The organism is Pandoraea faecigallinarum, assembly GCF_001029105.3.
Taxonomy (GTDB): domain Bacteria; phylum Pseudomonadota; class Gammaproteobacteria; order Burkholderiales; family Burkholderiaceae; genus Pandoraea; species Pandoraea faecigallinarum.
Window position 1 is genome coordinate 3,491,346 of sequence record NZ_CP011807.3, and the last position, 16,883, is coordinate 3,508,228.

Here is a 16,883-nt window from a genome sequence, read left to right on the forward strand (position 1 = left end):
TGGCGATGTTTAGGTTACCCCTTCAGTGGTACGATTAAAAGCACCACAGCAAGCCAATCTCTTGGTGCCATGACTGCGCTCCCCAAAGCCCCGCCTGCCCCATCGGCGCTCCCGCCCGAGAGTGTCGCCGCGCTCTTCGACAGCCCGCTCGCGACCGGCCCGGGCCGCGGCACCTCGCTTCAGAAGCAACTGCTCGCGCGTCTCAAACACGCGATTCTCGAAGGGCGCCTGCCCGCCGGCGCGCGGCTACCCGCGTCGCGCACGCTCGCCGAAGACCTCGCCGTTTCGCGCAACACGGTGTCCATCGTCTACGACCAGCTCGCCGCCGAGGGCTTCATCGTGCCCCATCGGCTCGGCACGCGCGTGGCACAGCTCTCGCTCGACCCGCACATTGCCGCACAGGCGGCGCACGCCGGCGCCGCTTCCGCCATGGCGACGCAAAGCGTTGCCGCACCACTCGCGTCGCGCCGCATCCAGCGCCTGCCCGCCACGCGCCACGCCGCGCGCGCCGACGAAACGCCATTGCCGTTCACGCCCGGCGTGCCGGCCCTCACCCGCTTTCCCGCAAGCACGTGGCGCCGCACGCTCGAACGTGTGATGCGCGAGGCGCTGCCGCGTCACTATCACTACGGAGATCCGTTGGGCGAGCCAGCGTTGCGCGAAGCGATTGCGGGCCACTTGCGGATCTCTCGCGGTGTGCGCTGCGAGGCGTCTCAAGTCGTGATTACGGAAGGCGCGCACGAGGCGCTGATGCTTTGCGTGCGCCTGCTGACGGACCCAGGCGATACGGTATGGATGGAAGATCCGGGATATCGCGGCGCGAAGGCGGCCTTCCATTCGAGCGACGTGCGCCTGCAGGCGCTGCGTGTCGACGACGAGGGCATCGTGATTCCGCAAGCGTTGTGGACACGCTCGCCACCCCGGCTGGTGTACGTCACGCCGTCGCACCAATACCCGCTGGGCAGTGTGCTCTCGGCGTCGCGCCGTCTCGATCTGATTGCGCAGGCGCGACGCCACGGCGCGTGGATTCTCGAAGACGATTACGACAGCGAGTTTCGCCATCAGGGCGAACCGATCGCGGCGATGCAGGGCATGGTGCCGGATGCGCCCGTGGTCTATGTCGGCACCTTCAGCAAGACAATGTTCCCGGCCCTGCGGCTAGGCTTTCTGGTCCTGCCGACGGCGCTCGCCACGCAGGCTCGCGATGCCCTCGACGAACTGCTGCGTGGCGGCCATCGCTTCGAACAGCTCGCGCTCGCCGATTTCATTCGCAGCGGACATTTCGCACGGCATCTGGGGCGTATGCGCCGGTTGTACCGAGAGCGTCAGACGGCATTGCGCGACGCACTGGCAACCCACTTCGACCCCGCCTACGCGGTGATCGGCGAGCGCTGCGGACTCCATTTGACGGTACGGCTCGATCCGGCGTTTCCCGACAAGGCGATCGTGGCGGCAGCGCAGCGCGAAGGCATTGGCCCTCGCGCGCTGTCGAGCTTTGCGCTCGACCCACAACCGGCGGACAACGGGTTGGTAATCGGCTATGGGGACACGGATGCGTCACGTATCCCCGGGCTGGTCCGGCGATTGGCCGCGATTGTGGCGGCGCAGTCCTGACAGTCCCACCGGCGGGCGAGGCGTAGTGTTCTTACGCGCACGTGGCGGAGGGTGCCGGCGTTGCGGACGTGGTGCTTTGTGCCGGCTTGCCGGCCGCCGCCGTGTCGCCCGCCGTTTCGCCCGCCGTTTCGTCCGCCGTCTCGCCCGCCGTTTCGTCCGCCGTCTCGCCAGCCATTTCGCTGCCGTGCGCCGCGTCGACGGCGGCATTGCGCGCCATCCAAAGCGTAAGCAGAACGGCAGCCATCGCGGCGAGCGCGGCACACAGATACACTTCGGCGTAGCCATACGCACCGACAATCAGACCGGCGACGGGGCCGGTCACGCCGAGCGCAACGTCGAGAAATACGGAGTATGCGCCAAGCGCCGCGCCGCGGTTTTGCGCCGGGACGAGATTGACCGCCGCCACACCCAGCGACGGGAACACGAGCGAGAAGCCCGCACCGGACAGTGCGGCGCCCAGCAACGCCGTGAAGCCGGTCGGCGCGATGCCGAGCACGATCAGGCCGAAGGCCTCCAGCGCGAACGACGCCATCGCGACACGATAACCGCCGAAACGCCCGATGCTGCTACCGAACAGCAGACGCACGCCCATGAAGCACAGGCCGAACGCCGTCAGCGCCAACGCGGCGTTGTCCCAGCGATGGCTGGCGTAGTACAGCGTGATGAACGTGGAAATCGCACCGAAGCCGATGGAACCCAGCGCGAGACCCATGCCGAACGGAAGTACACGGCCGAGCACGGCCCGGAACGCCAGACGCTCGCCATGAATCACTGGCGTTGCCCGCTTCATGCGCGCCAGCAGCAGACCGGCGGCGCCGGCAAGCGCCACGGCGCCCCCCACGGCCTCAATGCCGTATGCGTGGTCGAGCGCCACGCCCAGCGGTGCGCCGAGCGCCAGCGCGCCGTAGGTCGCCACCCCGTTCCACGAGATGACACGCGCAGTGTGCGACGGGCCGACCTGTCCGATACCCCACATGATCGCGCCCGTCGACACCCAGCTCTCGCCGAAGCCGAGCACCAGACGTGCCGCGATCAGCGCCAGCAGTGCGAGCCAGGGCACACTGGAGAACACGCCCCCGAGCGCAACGAGCAAGCCGGACGCACCGCACGCCGCCAGACCGCACAGAACAGTGCGCTTGGGCCCCCAGGCGTCAGCCGTTCGCCCGGCGTAGGGGCGCGAGAGCAACGTGGCAAGGTATTGCACGCTGATAGCCAGCCCGGCGATCACCGAGCTATACGCCAGATCGACATGGACAAACGACGGCAGCACCGCGAGCGGCAGGCCGATCGTCAAATAGCAGAGAAACGTGAAGAACACGGTGGAGACGATCTGCAACGTCGTGGCGAACTGGCCGTTCGCGGGGCGGGTGTCGGTAGGCATTGCGCAGGGGATCAGGAATCGACGAAACCCCAGGAAGCGACAACCCGCACGACGGGCAAGCATGCGTGCGGGTTGACTCAATCCTAGGGTTTTCCCGGATGATACGCCGTTTCCCCCGTTTTGTGTAAACGCTTAAAAGCGCTTTAGCGCCCCACTTCTGCCAACGATTTCATGCTGACCGACAACATGGCAAGGTCGGGATTGCCGCTCGCGACCTGATCGGCCAACACGCGGTGGTACCGTGCGAGCGCTTCCGCATGGGTGGTCTGCCAGCTCGCCACGAGCCGGCCCGCGGGACTGCCCCCGGCAGTTTCGTCCGACGGGGCATCGTTGCCCTGCGCGTGGCCCACGCCTTCGAGCACGCTCGCCGTCAGCCGGCGCCGCAGCGCCGACAACTCCTCAAGCAACGTGGCGCGCGCGAGCCGCTGCCAGTGCGTCTGTATGGGCAAGCCGAGCACGCCCGTGTGCAACCAGCGGTAGCCGAGCGGCGTATCCAGTGCGAAATACACCTGCGCGGCAAGCGCCGGTTCGCAACCGGTCGTGCTCGCGACTTCGGCGATATCGAGCAACGCCACGCGCGCACCGATGCCGGCCGCCGTCTGCGCGAGCAACGGCGGCACGCCTGCGTCGATCAACGTCTGGCATCGGGCCTGAGCGTCCTGTGCGGCGTCGCCGCTCACCAGCGTATCGAGCGTCGGCAGGATTGGATCGAGCACGCCGCGCAAGCGCGCAACGGTTTGCGGCACGTCCGTCAGCCGACGTCGCAAGAACCACAGGGTCGCCTGCTCGTGCCACTGTGCAAGCGCCGTGAAGAGCGAGGCCTGCGTTTCATGCGAGACACGCGCGTCGAGGGCGTCGACATCGAGCCACAGCGCGTCGAGTCCGTACGCGCCCCGCGCCGCCAGGCTGGCCCGCACGACATCCGCCGGTTCGGCGCCCGTTTCCTCGCTCAGCCGGTGAACGAACGTCACCCCTGCGCGGTTGACCAGCGCATTGGCGTGCATTGTCGCGAGAATTTCCCGTTTGAGCGGATGGCGCTGCATCGCCGCGGCACACCGGTTTGCCAGTGGCGCTGGAAAATAGGACGGCAAGCCGTGCGCGACGAACTCGGCGTCCGGCAGATCGCTCGCGAGCAACAGGTCGTACAGCCACATCTTGCCGTAGGCCATGAGGACCGCCCGCTCCGGCGACGTCAGGCCGGTACCCGCTGCGCGCCGGGCGTCGAGCGCTTCGTCGTCGGGCAGGAACTCGATGGTGCGCGAGAGCCGCTGCGCCCGCTCCAGATACCGCATGAAGCGGGCATCGTCGTCGAGCGCCGCCGCCGAGCGCAACCGGCCGAGCGACAAAGCCTGCGTTTGCAGGTAGTTGTCGCGCAGCACGAGCGTGCCGACTTCCTCCGTCATTTCCGCAAGCAGGGCGTTGCGCTGCTTGAGCGTCATTTCGCCATCGGTGACGACCAGACCCAGCAGGATCTTGATGTTGACCTCATGGTCGGAACAGTCGACGCCGGCGGAGTTGTCGATGGCATCGGTGTTGATGCGTCCGCCGTGCTGTGCATACTCGATACGTCCGAGTTGCGTAAGCCCCAGGTTGCCGCCTTCGGCCACCACCTTGCAACGCAACTCTGCGCCATTCACCCGCAGCCCATCGTTCGCACGGTCGCCGACTTGCGCGTGCGTCTCGGTACTCGCCTTGACGTAAGTCCCGATCCCGCCGTTGTACAGCAGGTCCACCGGCGCACTCAGCAGCGCGCGCAGCAAGTCGTTGGGGGCCATCTCCGGGGCGTCGACCCCCAGCCACTCCCGAATCTGCGGCGACAACACAATGGCCTTCGCGGTACGCGCAAAGACGCCGCCGCCCGCCGAGATCAGCCGGGTGTCGTAGTCGGCCCAGCTGGAGCGCGGCAGCTCGAACAACCGCTGGCGCTCGGCATACGACGTCGCCGCATCGGGCGTGGGGTCGAGGAAAATGTGACGATGGTCGAACGCGGCAACGAGCCGGATGTGCTTCGAGAGCAGCATGCCGTTGCCGAACACGTCGCCCGACATATCGCCGATGCCCACGACCGTGAAGTCCTGCGTTTGCGTATCCACGCCCATCTCGCTGAAATGCCGCTTGACGGACTCCCAGGCGCCGCGTGCGGTGATGGCCATCTTCTTGTGGTCGTAACCGACGGAGCCGCCCGACGCAAATGCGTCTCCCAGCCAGAAGCCGTACTCCGCGGATATGGCATTCGCATAATCGGAGAAGGTGGCCGTGCCCTTGTCGGCAGCGACGACCAGATACGGATCGTCACCATCGATGCGCACCGTCTGCGGCGGCGGCACCAATTGCCCGTCGACGTAGTTGTCCGTGAGGTCCAGCAGCCCGCGCAGGAATGTCTGGTAACACGCCACGCCCTCGGCCAGATAGGCATCGCGGTCCCCGGGCGGCGGCGGCTGCTTGACCACGAAACCGCCCTTCGAGCCGACCGGCACGATGACGGTGTTCTTCACCATCTGCGCCTTCACCAGTCCGAGCACCTCCGTGCGGAAATCCTCACGACGGTCGGACCAGCGCAGTCCGCCGCGCGCCACACGCCCTCCACGCAAATGCACGCCCTCGACGCGCGGCGAGTAGACCCAGATCTCGAACATCGGCTTGGGCTCGGGCAGGCCGGGCACCTTCGACGGATCGAACTTGAACGACAGATATGCCTTCTGTTCGGTCTGTGCAGCGCCACCCCGGGCGCTTTGGAAATAGTTGGTGCGCAGCGTGGCTTCGAGCACGCCGAGGAACTGGCGCAGGATGCGGTCTTCGTCGAGGTTGGGAACGTCTTCGAGCGCCGCGTGGACTTGCGCGCGCAGCCGCTCGGCGCGCGAATCGCGGACATCCGCACTCAGCGCCGGATCGAAGCGCGCCAGGAACAGCCGCACCAGCATGCCCGCAATCGCCGGGTTGCCGGTGAGCGCGTTCTCGATGTACGCATTGCTGAAGGTCGAACCGACTTGCCGGATGTACTTTGCGTACGCCCGCAAAATGCGCACCTCACGCCACGTGAGACCGGCTTGCAGCACCAGACGGTTGAGATCGTCGTTCTCCACATCGCCTGCCCAGATGCGGGCGAAGGCGTCTTCGAAACGCGAGCGAGCGTATTCCAGATCCACATCCGCGCCGTCGAGACTCGTCATGCCGAAGTCGTGCATCCACACCACGCCGGCATCCGCCGGCTCGATGCGATACGGCCGCTCGTCGTTCACCCGCACGCCGAGATGTTCGAGCATCGGCAAACTGCGGGACAGCGCGATCGGCTCGCCCACCTGATAGATCTTGAAGCGCAGCGTGCCGGGGGCCGCCTCCAGCGGTCGATACAGTTGCATGGCGAGCGGTGTCGCCGCCGATGGACCCGATGCACCTCCGGCATCCGCCTGCGAGGGCGGCGTGCGAGCGGCCAACAGCGGCTCGATCAGCGCGACGTCGCGTACGGCGACGCGCGCCGCGTAGTCCTCGCGATACCCCGCAGGAAACGCCCGTACGTAACGACGCAGCGCCTGCGTGCCACGCTCCTCCCCCAGTTGCTCGCGCAGAGCGTCGGACAGATCGTCCTGCCAGCGCCGGGTCGTCTCGACGATGCGGGCTTCCAGTTCGTTGACGTCGACATCCGGCACTTTGCCCGGCTCCGTCCGCACGGTGATGTGAATACGCGCGAGCATCGACTCCGAGAGCTGTGGCGTGAACTCCACGCTGGTGCCGTGATAGGCCGCGAGCAAGAGGTTCTGCACGCGCACGCGCAGATCGGTGTTGAACTTCTCGCGCGGCACGAACACGAGGCATGACACGTACCGGTCGAAGCGGTCGCGCCGCACGAACAGCCGGGTGCGCTGACGCTCCTGCAAGCGCAGAATGCCCAACGCGATGTCGGCAAGCGGATCGACGTCGATCTGGAACAATTCGTCGCGCGGATATTGTTCGAGGATGGTGGCCAGCGTCTTGGCGAGATGGCCGTTCGGCAGGAAACCGGTGCGTCGAATGACTTCGGCAACCTTGCGGCGTACCAGCGGTATCTCGTCGGCCGGCACCATATAGACGGTAGACGTGTAAAGGCCGAGGAAGCGCCGCTCGCCGCAGACCTTGCCCTGAGCGTCGAAGCGCTTCACCCCCACGTAATCGAGGTAACCGGGACGATGGACGCTCGCCCGCGAGTTCGCCTTCGTCAGAAAAATCGGGGAGCTTGCCTGCACGATGCCGATGGCGCCCGGCGAAAGACGTGTCACGTCGGGGGCGCCCGCGTCGCGTAGCGACTCGCGCAGCACACCGAGGCCGGTGCCCGTCACGCCTTGGAGATAGTGCTCGCCGTCGCGCTCGACGAGTTCGTAGTCGCGATAGCCGAGAAAGGTGAAGTGACGGCCGAGCATCCAGTCGAGAAAGGCCTGCGCTTCGTCGATCTCCTCACGCTCCCGGGCCGTCACGTCCTGTTGTTCGGCGCGCTGCGTGAGCGATTCGATGGCCGCATGGGCGGCGGCCTGCATCGCGCGCCAGTCCTCGACTGCGGCCCGCACGTCGCCCAGCACGCGCTGCAGGCCGTCGGCCAGCGCCTGAACGCGCTCGGGTTCGGAGAACCGGTCGACCTCGATGTGGATGTACGACTCGAAGCGGCTGCCGTCGTCTTCCGTGGCGGCGCCGGTATTGCTGCTGCCGGGCGCGACGCCCAGGCGCTTGCCCGACGTGTCGCGCCGGATGCGATAGACCGGGTGAAACGCCGAGTGAAGCGCCAGCCCCTGACGGTTGATCTCCATCGTCACCGAATCGACGAGGAACGGCATGTCGTCGTTGACGATCTCCACGACGGTGTGACTGCAATGCCAACCGTGCTGGTCGAGCGTGGGGTTGTAGATGCGGATGCACGGCTCGCCGGAGACGAACTTCCGGCCGAGTTGCCAGTGCGCCATGGCCGCACCGTACAGATCGGCGACACTGCGCGAGACAACGTCGTCGGCATCGGCCAGACCGTAGTAATGCCGGACGAAAGCCTCGAACAGGGTCGCCACGTCGGGCGCTCGCTCGCGGGCCATCGTAACGACTTCCGCCATGTGCTGGCGGACCTTCTCTTCCGAATTCGCGGGCATGATGACCTCGGCGGGAATGGGACAGGGACAGGCAAAGCCATGCTACGCCCGGCGGCCCCGGGCTGGCAACGGCGGTTTTCCTGAGGGCGGGCAGGCCGGAGCGCCACGAAAAACGGGATGCCTCCGACGGTATAATCGCGCATGACCTCAAAAGCCCCCGACTCGCGCAACGACAGCGCACCCGCGACGCCCTTCTCGAGCCTGCCGCTCTCGCCTGCCATGCAGGAGAACCTCGCACGGCTCGGTTATGTCTCGATGACACCGATTCAGCAGGCATCGCTTCCCGGCATTCTCGCGGGCCACGACATCATCGCCCAGGCCCGGACCGGCAGCGGCAAGACCGCCGCGTTCTCGTTGGGCCTGCTCCAGCGTGTGGACGCCCGCGATTTCGCCGTTCAGGCCGCCGTGCTGTGCCCGACGCGCGAACTCGCCGAACAGGTCGCGCAGGAAGTGCGCCGCATCGCGCGCGCCGAGGACAACATCAAGGTACTCACGTTGTGCGGCGGTTCGCCGCTGCGCCCGCAGGCCGAAAGCCTCGCCCACGGCGCGCACGTGATCGTCGGTACGCCGGGGCGCATCATGGATCACCTCGATCGCGGCACGCTCTCGCTCACCGGCATCAAGACGCTGGTGCTCGACGAAGCGGATCGCATGCTGGACATGGGTTTTTTCGACGATATCGCGGCAGTGGCGCGGCAAACGCCCGCTACGCGTCAGACGCTGCTGTTCTCGGCCACCTACCCCGAAGGCATCGGCAAGCTTGCCCAGCGCTTTTTGAAAGCGCCGCGCGAGATCCGTCTGGAAGAGAAACACGACGCCGGCAAGATACGCCAACGCTTTTACGAAGTGCGCGACGACGAGCGTCTGCACGCCGTGGGCCAGCTGCTCGACCACTTCCGCCCGGTAAGCACCATCGCGTTCTGCAATACACGCGCCCAGTGCAACGACCTGACGGATGTGCTGCGCGCCGAAGGCTTTCACGCATTGACACTGCACGGCGATCTGGAGCAGCGCGAACGCGACATGGTGCTGATCCGGTTCGCTAACCGCAGTTGCTCCGTGCTGGTAGCGACGGATGTGGCCGCACGCGGGCTGGATATCGCGCAGCTCGAAGCGGTCATCAACGTGGACGTCACGCCCGACCCCGAGGTCTACGTCCACCGCATCGGCCGCACGGGCCGCGCCGGCGAAGACGGCTGGGCGTTCAGTCTGGCGACGATGGACGAGATGGGCCGCGTCGGCAACATCGAAGCCGCGATGGGCGCGGAAGTCCAGTGGCACAAGCTCTCGGAGCTCACGCCTACCGGCAGTGGCCACCTGCTCCCGCCGATGGTGACGATTCAGATGCTCGGCGGCAAGAAAGACAAGATCCGCCCGGGCGACGTGCTCGGCGCGCTCACGGGGGAAGCCGGTTTCGCGGCCTCGCAGATCGGCAAGATCAACGTGCTGGAGAACTTCACGTATATTGCGGTTGAACGCGACATCGCGCCGGTGGCGTTGCGCAAGATGTCCGAGGGTCGTGTCAAGGGCCGCAAGGTCAAGGTAAGATTTCTTCAGGATTAGTTTCCGTCCCCTGAGCGCCGCGCGCCACAAGGAGGCTGCAATGAGGTCACTGCGTACCCTGTTGTTCTTCCCTTCGACGTGGCGCCGGGCGCTTCTCGTCATGGCGGCCGGCGTGCTGGCCGCATGCAGCACCAAGGGCGTTCCGCCCAACCCCACGCTCACCGACGACACGCTCGACGAATACGCCATCGTCATCGTCGGCCTCGACACGCCACTGCAAAGCACGTGGGGGCCGTGGAGCTACTCGGACTTCAATCAGACGGTCAACGGCATCATCGGCGGCAAGATCACGCGCACGCTCAACAGCAATCCGCCCACACGCGGCTACCTCGCCATGCGTGTCTCGCCGCTCATGCGCAACGAGCGTTTCGGTCCGTTGGAATTCACACCCGCCGACAACAGCTACCGCTTCCGCTACTGCAAGGGACGCAAGGTGCCGACCGTCCAGGTCAAGCGCGGCGATGTGATCTACGCAGGCACACTCGTGCTCGATAGCCGCGACGGCAAGATCTGGCTGCGTACCGAATTCGACATGGCGGGCGCGCGACGCTTCGTACAGGCGAACTATCCCTCGCTCGCCGACAAGCTCCAGCCGCAGCCGTTTACCTATTACGAAGTGAAAAGCGAGCCGGGCTGCCGGTGAGTCGCAGCATCAGCCGGGATCGGCTTCGTCGCTCGGCGTGAGCACGATCTCGCGGCCTTCGCAAAGCGCGTCGGCGCGTTCGCCGAGTTCCGCGGCAACGTCCGCCAGATGCCGCAACAGCGTGTCGGCCAGCACCGACTCGGGCGCATGCGCGGGACGCAACATCTCGACCGGAAAGTCGATCGCCGGCGCAACGCGATACAAACGCTGCGCCTGCACATGCGCGCTTGCTGCCGTGAATTGATCCAGTAACGCATAGCCGAGGCCATGCTCGACGAGCGCGGCGGCGAGCGAATAGGTCTGCACCATGACTTCGGCGTCTTGCAGCAACGCCGTCTGGTCGAGACGCTCGTTGATCAGCGCCCCCAGCGGCGTGTCGTCGTGGAGTTTGATGAGGTCGCGCCCGGCCAGTGCATCGGCGCTGGCCGGGCCGCGCCGCGAGAGCTTCGGCCAAGAAGCCGGCACGGCCAGCACGATGTGGCCCTGCGCCACCGGACGGCTCACGATACCGGCCGCCATCGGCGGCGCCGACACGATACCCACGTCGACCGATGAGGTCAGGATCGCGGTAATCGTCTCGCTGGTGTGATGGGTGATGAGCTCGAAGACCACGTCCGGATGCGCGCGCCGCATGCGCTCAATGGCCGCGGGCAGCAGACTCTGCGCGAGACTGGGCGTGACCGCAATGCGCAGATGACCGACGCCATGCGCGCGCAGATTGCGCGACGTCGTCCGAAGCCGCTCCAGATCCATGAAGATCCGCTCGACGTCGGGATACAGACGCTGCGCTTCGGCCGTCGGCACGAGACGCCCCTTGACGCGATCGAACAGCTTGAAGCCGAGTTGCTGCTCCGCGTGCTGCAACACGCGCGAGACGACCGGTTGCGAGACGTTGAGCAGTTGCGCCGCGCCGCTGGCCGACCCGGTCAGCACCACCGCGCGAAATGTCTCGATATGCCGCAATTTCATGCCTGATGTCGTCTCCCCGTCGTCCTCGCTACCGTGCCGGCACTCGCGCCGAACCTATAGCCAAAAGACATATGCTGCCTCAAATCCGCATAGGTTACCGAATTTTCTCCCTCTACACTGCGTAGCAAAGGCGGGTGTACACCCGCCCGGGCGAATTTTTTCCGCCTTGCTTTCCCTCGCGTTTTTCGTTGTTATTTATCGTCATGCACATTGGAGTTATCGGGGCGGGCATCGTCGGCCTCGCCAGCGCGTACCAGCTGCTTCGCGCGGGCCACGAAGTTACCGTGATCGACGCCGCACGCGCGCCGGGGCTGGGCACCAGTTTCGCCAACGGCGGCCAGCTCAGCTACGGCTACGTGTCGCCGCTCGCCGCCCCGGGCGTGCTATCGCAACTGCCCTCGCTGGTGTTTTCCCGCACCGGGCCGCTGAGAATCAAACCGTCGCTCGATCCGGACTTCTGGCGCTGGTCGCTCGAATTCGTCAGGCATTGCAACGCGAGAGCGAATGCCGATTCGACGCTGCGTCTGCTCGCGCTCGGCCTGCACAGCCGCGAGGTGATGCTGGAGTTTCTGGCGCAGGAGTCGGCGTCGTTCGCCTACCGTCTGAGCGGCAAGCTCGTGGTGTATCGCGACGCGGGCAAACTCGCCGCCGCGGAACGATCGCTCGAACTGGCCAACGGCCTGGGTTACCCGCAACGCCGTGTGGACGCGGCAACGTGCGCCACGCTCGAACCCGCGCTGGGCAGGATCGCCGGCGAACTGGCTGGCGGCATCCACACGCCGGGCGAAGGCACCGGCGACTGCCAGATGCTGTGCACGGAACTGGCACGGATCGTCGGTGCGCACGAGCGCGGCACGCTGCGCTTCGAGCATGAAGTGACCGGCTTCGACATACGCGGCAACGCGGTGCGAGCCGTGCGCACGCGCACCGAAGACATTGCGGTCGATGCCTGTGTCGTCGCCAACGGGCTGGCGGCCGCACCGCTGCTGCGCGCGGCCGGCGAGCCGGTGTCGATGTATCCGCTCAAGGGCTACAGCCTGACGTATTGCGACGCCCCCGCGGACGCCCGCCCGCAAGTCTCGGTCACGGACGCCGACAACAAGGTCGTCTATGCCAGTCTCGGTGCGCGTCTGCGCGTGGCGGGCATTGCCGATCTGGTGGGGTACGACTATCGCATCGCCGCGCATCGCATCGACGCGCTGCGCACGTTGTCCGCCGCACTGTTCCCGTCGCTGCGCGGCACGCCCGCGCCGCTGGAGTGGACCGGCATGCGCCCGTCCACTCCGCATGGTCGCCCGATCCTGGGCCGCGCGGAAAAGGTGGGCAATCTGTGGCTGAACGTGGGCCACGGCGCACTGGGTTTCACGTTGTCGATGGGGGCCGCACGCGCCATCGCCGACGCTATCGACGGCAAGCGTCCTGCCGTCGATCTTGCAGGGTTTGCCCGTCTGGCCGCCTAGCGGCCGGTGTCCGACCATGACGGGCCATTGGCATCGCTCCCCCGGGGACCGTTGGGGAAGGTGCCGGGTTGTATCAGTGTGTTTGGCTTTTGACATTCCAACGGCGCGGACCACCGTGCCATTCACTTCCGATAGGACAGAGACCATGAAGAAGCTGTTTGCTCCCTTGCTGCTCGTCAGCGCTGCTGCCGCCCTGTTCGCCCAAACCGCGAGCGCGCAGGAACTGACTGGCACGCTCAAGAAAATCAAGGACACCGGCGTGATCGCTCTGGGTGTGCGCGAGTCGTCGATTCCGTTCTCATACTCGGACAACAACGGCAAGACCATCGGCTACTCGCAGGAAATCGCGCTCAAGATCGTCGACGCGGTCAAGAAGGAACTGAACGCGCCGAACCTGAAAGTGACGGAAACGCCGATCACGTCGCAAAATCGCATCGCGCTGATGCAAAACGGCACCATCGACCTGGAATGCGGCTCGACCACGCACACCTTCGAGCGCGCCAAGCAAGTCGGCTTCTCGCACAACATCTTCCTTTACTCGATCAAGATGATCGCGAAGACGGGCTCCGGCATCACCGATCTGAACAGCCTGAAGGACAAGACCATCGCGACGACGGCCGGCACGACGGCCGACCGCATTCTGTCGGGCAAGAAAGGCGAGATCGGCTTCAACCTGATCCAGACGAAGGAACACTCCGACGGCTTCCTGACCGTCAAGCAGGGCCGCGCCGTCGCGTTTGTGATGGACGAACCGCTGCTCTACGGCCAGCGCGCCGCCCTGCCGCCCGGCGAAGCCAAGAACTTTGAAATCGTCGGCCCGAACCTTCAGTTCGAAAACTACGCCTGCATGATGCGCAAGGACGACCCGGCATTCACCAAGGTGGTAAACACCGTGATCGCCGACATGCAGAAGTCCGGCGAGATGACCAGGCTCTACGACAAGTGGTTCACCCAGCCGGTGCCGCCGAAGAACCAGAACATGAACTATCCGATGACGCCGGAAATGCGCGCCATGTTCAGGGATCCGATCACGAAGGCTTACGACTGATCCTGACGGACGGTCCGTTGTGCGGGGGCCACGGTCCCCGCACCGGACGATCCCGTTTTTTGCCGTTCCCGCAGATTGCCATCGCCATGAATTCGCACGCCACCCTCGGCATCCTCGGCGGCATGGGCCCCGCCGCCGGCATCGACCTCTGCCGCAAGATCGTCGATCAACATCCCGCCGACCGCGATCAGGATCACATCCCGTTCATCCTGTATTCGGTGCCCCAGATCCCCGACCGGACCGAAGCCCTGCTGCGCGACGGCGCCTCGCCGCTCGACGGCATGCTCGACGGGGTGCACGCGCTGGAGCAGTCCGGCGTGGGCTGCATTGCCATCGCCTGCAACACCGCCCATGCGTGGCTCGACGCGCTGCGTCATCGCACCCGGCTGCCGGTGCTCGACGTAGTCGAGGCCGTCGCCGGCGAGTTGTCCAAATGCGTGCCGCCCGGCTCGCCCATCGGCCTGATGGCGACCGAAGGCACGCACCACGCGAACGTCTACCGTCCCCGCCTCGAAGCGCTCGGCTACCGCTTCGTCTCGGCGAACGAACCGCTCGCGCATCAAACCCTTGTGAACGAAGGCATCCGCCTGACCAAGGCGGGCGAAATTCGCCGCGGCGGTGAAGCGCTTGCCATGGCGATGGAACAGTTGCTCGCGGCCGGCGCGCAACGCGTCATTCTCGGCTGCACGGAAATTCCGGTGGCGCTGGCCACTTGCGAAACGCCGCTCGTACGCTTCGGCCTGGACGCCTCCGCAGCACTGGCCCGGGCCTGCATTGCGTGGTCGCTCGCGCACGAGGCACCCGCTCACGCCTGAAGCTTCGCCGTGGCGGCGTTCGCCGCCCGGCCATTCTCAATTTCCCGATTTCACGCTCACCGACCGCGAATCGTGCGCCCTGCGACGACATGGGTGCCGTTGCGATGTTGCATCGCAATGTTAAAAATCCACGATGGCGATGCCCTCAAGTGGGCCGCGCTTGGGTAGACTGGCGCACGCGAGTCGATCGCACCGGTGAGAATACCGGCGGCGTGACGGTTTCCAGGCGGACGATGTCGACCGGCTTCGGTCAAACGCCACCGGTCATGCAGGAAAAAACTCCGATCGCCTTGTAGGAAAAAATCCAACACCGGAAATCCGTTGGAAAGCGGCATGAAACGGGGATTGTGGTCACCAAAATCGCTGGCGTCTTTGGCTATAATGGCCGACAATCCATCGGACACCTGCCGGACCGAAGTCCGGCCATGAGCGCGTTTGCCTGAACGGGGAAGCACATGAGCGGCAGCGCGCTCGACGTGATGCATGCACAGACAACAACAATGAGTTCAGATCGACTCCCAGCCGGTGTGCCTTTGGTCGAGCCTTCGACGCTGGCACCGGCAATCGCCGAGGCGAGTGCCGCGGCGCCGGCCCCGGCGTTATCCCGGGCGCTGGTCGAGCTGACCGGCGGACTTTCGGCTCACGTTGCAGCCGATGGCCGTTTCCTTTTCATTGCCGAAGCTTCTCTACGTCTGCTTGAGTACTCGCGCGAGTACATCGACCATGCCACGCTTTTCGAGCTGACCGGCATCGAAGACGTTCCCCTGTTGCAGGACGCCTTTTCCGCCGCCCAGACGCTCGGCCCCCAGCAGTGCACCGTGCGCCTGCTGCGCGGCCTGACCGACCGGGTCTGGATGCGTCTGCGCATTGCGCAGTACACGCCCCGTATCGGAGGTGCTGGCGGGGCCGGCGCCACGTTCATCGTGCATGGCGAAGACATTACCGCCTTCAAGGAAAACGAAGCGCGCCTGTCCGACCTGGCGGTACGCGACGCGGTGACCGGACTCGGCAATCGTCAATATATTCAGCAGTGCATCGTCGAGACGATTCAGCACGCGCGCGAAGGCGGTCCGAACTTCGCCGTCGCCCTGCTCGACCTCGACGGCTTCAAGAAGGTCAACGACTCGCTCGGTCACGACGTGGGCGATCAGTTGCTGCGCGACGCGGGGCAGCGTCTGATCGCCCAGATTCGCGAAACGGACATGGCCGCACGCATGGGCGGCGACGAATTTGTTCTGGTGCTGCCCGGTTGCGATAACGAACAGGCGCTCGGCGGCATCGTGAAGCGACTGCTCTCGGCCGTGCAGCAACCGTTTCAGGTCGGCGACCAGTTGCTGCACCTGACGACGAGCATCGGCGTGTCGTTCTATCCGCAGCATGGCGACTCTGCCGGCTTGCTGATCAAGCATGCGGACGCCGCCATGTATTGCGCCAAGGATCGCGGCCGCAACGGTCTGTTCGTCTATACGGACGATCTGGGCGATTTGCACCGCAAGGCGTTTTCGCTGGAATCGGCGATGTTCGAGGCGATTCACAACGGTGAATTCAGCCTGCATTATCAGCCGATCTGCGATCCGATTTCGCTGAACGTGAAGGGTGTCGAGGCGCTGATGCGCTGGCATCCGGCGCTCGGCCCGGTCTCGCCGGCCGAGTTCATTCCGCTGGCCGAAGCCAACGGTCTGATCAATCTGCTGGGCGGCTGGGCGTTGCGCGCGGCGTGCATGCAACTCGCGCGCTGGGATCGCACCCGGCTCGACGGCCTGTACATGTCGGTCAACGTCTCGGCACAACAGTTTCACCATCCGTCGTTCCCGAGTCTGGTGTGGCAGGCCATTGCCGACTCCGGCGTGGAAGGTCACCGGCTGGTGCTCGAAATTACCGAAAGCGTGCTCATGCGTGACCCGGAGCAAGCCAATCTGGTGCTGCGCGAGTTGCAGACGCTCGGCGTGCGTTTCGCCGTCGATGACTTCGGCGCGGGCTATTCGAGCCTCGGATATCTCAAGCGATTCCCGCTCTCCGCGCTCAAGATCGACCGCAGCTTCGTCAAAGACATGCCGACGTCACCGAACGACCGTACGATCGTGACGGCAGTTCTGGGACTGGCACGCGAGCTGGGACTGTCGGCTGTCGCCGAAGGGGTCGAAACGGAAGAACAACGGCAGATGCTGATCGATCGCGGCTGTCATTCCATCCAGGGCTGGCTGGTGTCGAAGGCCTTGCCTGCGGGAGAACTGGAGGCAGCCTTTGCGAGCGGGCGTCTCAACGTGGATGCCGGCCACTGACCG

11 protein-coding genes are annotated in these 16,883 nt (G+C 65.6%); 7 read left to right on the plus strand and 4 right to left on the minus strand.

Translation table 11 applies throughout. The annotated features are described in order from the left end of the window. The first annotated feature begins 69 nt into the window (after positions 1–69). The gene (gene pdxR / locus AB870_RS15285) at positions 70–1,614 is read left to right on the plus strand and encodes a MocR-like pyridoxine biosynthesis transcription factor PdxR (protein WP_047905378.1); all 1,545 of its coding nucleotides are present in this window, start codon (positions 70–72) and stop codon (positions 1,612–1,614) included. A gap of 31 nt (positions 1,615–1,645) precedes the next feature. Here the strand turns inward: pdxR and AB870_RS15290 are convergent, their stop codons facing one another. Further along, positions 1,646–2,995 carry an MFS transporter gene (locus AB870_RS15290; protein WP_418303966.1) on the minus strand — a complete coding sequence of 450 codons (1,350 nt, stop codon included), beginning with the start codon at positions 2,993–2,995 and terminating at the stop codon, positions 1,646–1,648. A gap of 143 nt (positions 2,996–3,138) precedes the next feature. Next, a complete protein-coding gene (locus AB870_RS15295; RefSeq protein WP_047905379.1) occupies positions 3,139–8,100 on the minus strand; it encodes an NAD-glutamate dehydrogenase in 4,962 nt (1,653 codons plus the stop codon). A 141-nt stretch (positions 8,101–8,241) separates the two neighbouring features. Here AB870_RS15295 and dbpA point away from each other — a divergent pair, with 141 nt between their 5' ends. Both dbpA and AB870_RS15305 read left to right on the plus strand, forming a co-directional pair. Continuing rightward, positions 8,242–9,663, plus strand: coding sequence for an ATP-dependent RNA helicase DbpA (gene dbpA, locus AB870_RS15300; protein WP_047905380.1), 1,422 nt, complete (start codon positions 8,242–8,244; stop codon positions 9,661–9,663). A 40-nt stretch (positions 9,664–9,703) separates the two neighbouring features. Beyond that, complete coding sequence (locus AB870_RS15305; protein ID WP_071386887.1) at positions 9,704–10,306, plus strand: hypothetical protein; 603 nt, start codon at positions 9,704–9,706, stop codon at positions 10,304–10,306. Between the two features lie 9 nt (positions 10,307–10,315). Here the strand turns inward: AB870_RS15305 and AB870_RS15310 are convergent, their stop codons facing one another. Beyond that, on the minus strand, positions 10,316–11,275 hold the full coding sequence (locus tag AB870_RS15310) for a LysR family transcriptional regulator (protein WP_047905382.1): 960 nt from the start codon (positions 11,273–11,275) through the stop codon (positions 10,316–10,318). Between the two features lie 203 nt (positions 11,276–11,478). Between AB870_RS15310 and AB870_RS15315 the strand changes: the two genes are divergently transcribed. The 3 genes from AB870_RS15315 to cuyB all read left to right on the plus strand — a co-directional run bounded on the left by AB870_RS15315 (position 11,479) and on the right by cuyB (position 14,598). Further along, complete coding sequence (locus tag AB870_RS15315) at positions 11,479–12,735, plus strand: D-amino acid dehydrogenase (RefSeq protein WP_047905383.1); 1,257 nt, start codon at positions 11,479–11,481, stop codon at positions 12,733–12,735. A 145-nt stretch (positions 12,736–12,880) separates the two neighbouring features. Beyond that, positions 12,881–13,783 carry a transporter substrate-binding domain-containing protein gene (locus AB870_RS15320; RefSeq protein ID WP_047905384.1) on the plus strand — a complete coding sequence of 301 codons (903 nt, stop codon included), beginning with the start codon at positions 12,881–12,883 and terminating at the stop codon, positions 13,781–13,783. Positions 13,784–13,869: 86 nt separating this feature from the next. Next, positions 13,870–14,598, plus strand: a complete 729-nt coding sequence (gene cuyB, locus AB870_RS15325; RefSeq protein WP_047905385.1) for a cysteate racemase — start codon at positions 13,870–13,872, stop codon at positions 14,596–14,598. 56 nt (positions 14,599–14,654) lie between these two features. On the opposite strand, the gene AB870_RS26445 is transcribed toward cuyB, so the two are convergent. After that, positions 14,655–15,083 (minus strand): hypothetical protein, encoded by a 429-nt coding sequence (locus AB870_RS26445; protein WP_167362709.1) that lies wholly within the window; start codon positions 15,081–15,083, stop codon positions 14,655–14,657. Positions 15,084–15,131: 48 nt separating this feature from the next. Here AB870_RS26445 and AB870_RS15330 point away from each other — a divergent pair, with 48 nt between their 5' ends. Further along, the gene (locus AB870_RS15330; protein WP_053059398.1) at positions 15,132–16,880 is read left to right on the plus strand and encodes a putative bifunctional diguanylate cyclase/phosphodiesterase; all 1,749 of its coding nucleotides are present in this window, start codon (positions 15,132–15,134) and stop codon (positions 16,878–16,880) included. Positions 16,881–16,883 lie beyond the last annotated feature (3 nt).

What these genes read in the sequence shown, in the direction of transcription:
- AB870_RS15305 (WP_071386887.1), top strand. Translation starts at nt 9,704, where the DNA reads ATGAGGTCACTGCGTACCCTGTTGTTCTTCCCTTCGACGTGGCGCCGG.
- AB870_RS15315 (WP_047905383.1), top strand. Translation starts at nt 11,479, where the DNA reads ATGCACATTGGAGTTATCGGGGCGGGCATCGTCGGCCTCGCCAGCGCG.
- AB870_RS15320 (WP_047905384.1), top strand. Translation starts at nt 12,881, where the DNA reads ATGAAGAAGCTGTTTGCTCCCTTGCTGCTCGTCAGCGCTGCTGCCGCC.
- AB870_RS26445 (WP_167362709.1), bottom strand. Translation starts at nt 15,083, where the DNA reads ATGCATCACGTCGAGCGCGCTGCCGCTCATGTGCTTCCCCGTTCAGGC.
- pdxR (WP_047905378.1), top strand. Translation starts at nt 70, where the DNA reads ATGACTGCGCTCCCCAAAGCCCCGCCTGCCCCATCGGCGCTCCCGCCC.
- AB870_RS15310 (WP_047905382.1), bottom strand. Translation starts at nt 11,275, where the DNA reads ATGAAATTGCGGCATATCGAGACATTTCGCGCGGTGGTGCTGACCGGG.
- dbpA (WP_047905380.1), top strand. Translation starts at nt 8,242, where the DNA reads ATGACCTCAAAAGCCCCCGACTCGCGCAACGACAGCGCACCCGCGACG.
- cuyB (WP_047905385.1), top strand. Translation starts at nt 13,870, where the DNA reads ATGAATTCGCACGCCACCCTCGGCATCCTCGGCGGCATGGGCCCCGCC.
- AB870_RS15290 (WP_418303966.1), bottom strand. Translation starts at nt 2,995, where the DNA reads ATGCCTACCGACACCCGCCCCGCGAACGGCCAGTTCGCCACGACGTTG.
- AB870_RS15295 (WP_047905379.1), bottom strand. Translation starts at nt 8,100, where the DNA reads ATGCCCGCGAATTCGGAAGAGAAGGTCCGCCAGCACATGGCGGAAGTC.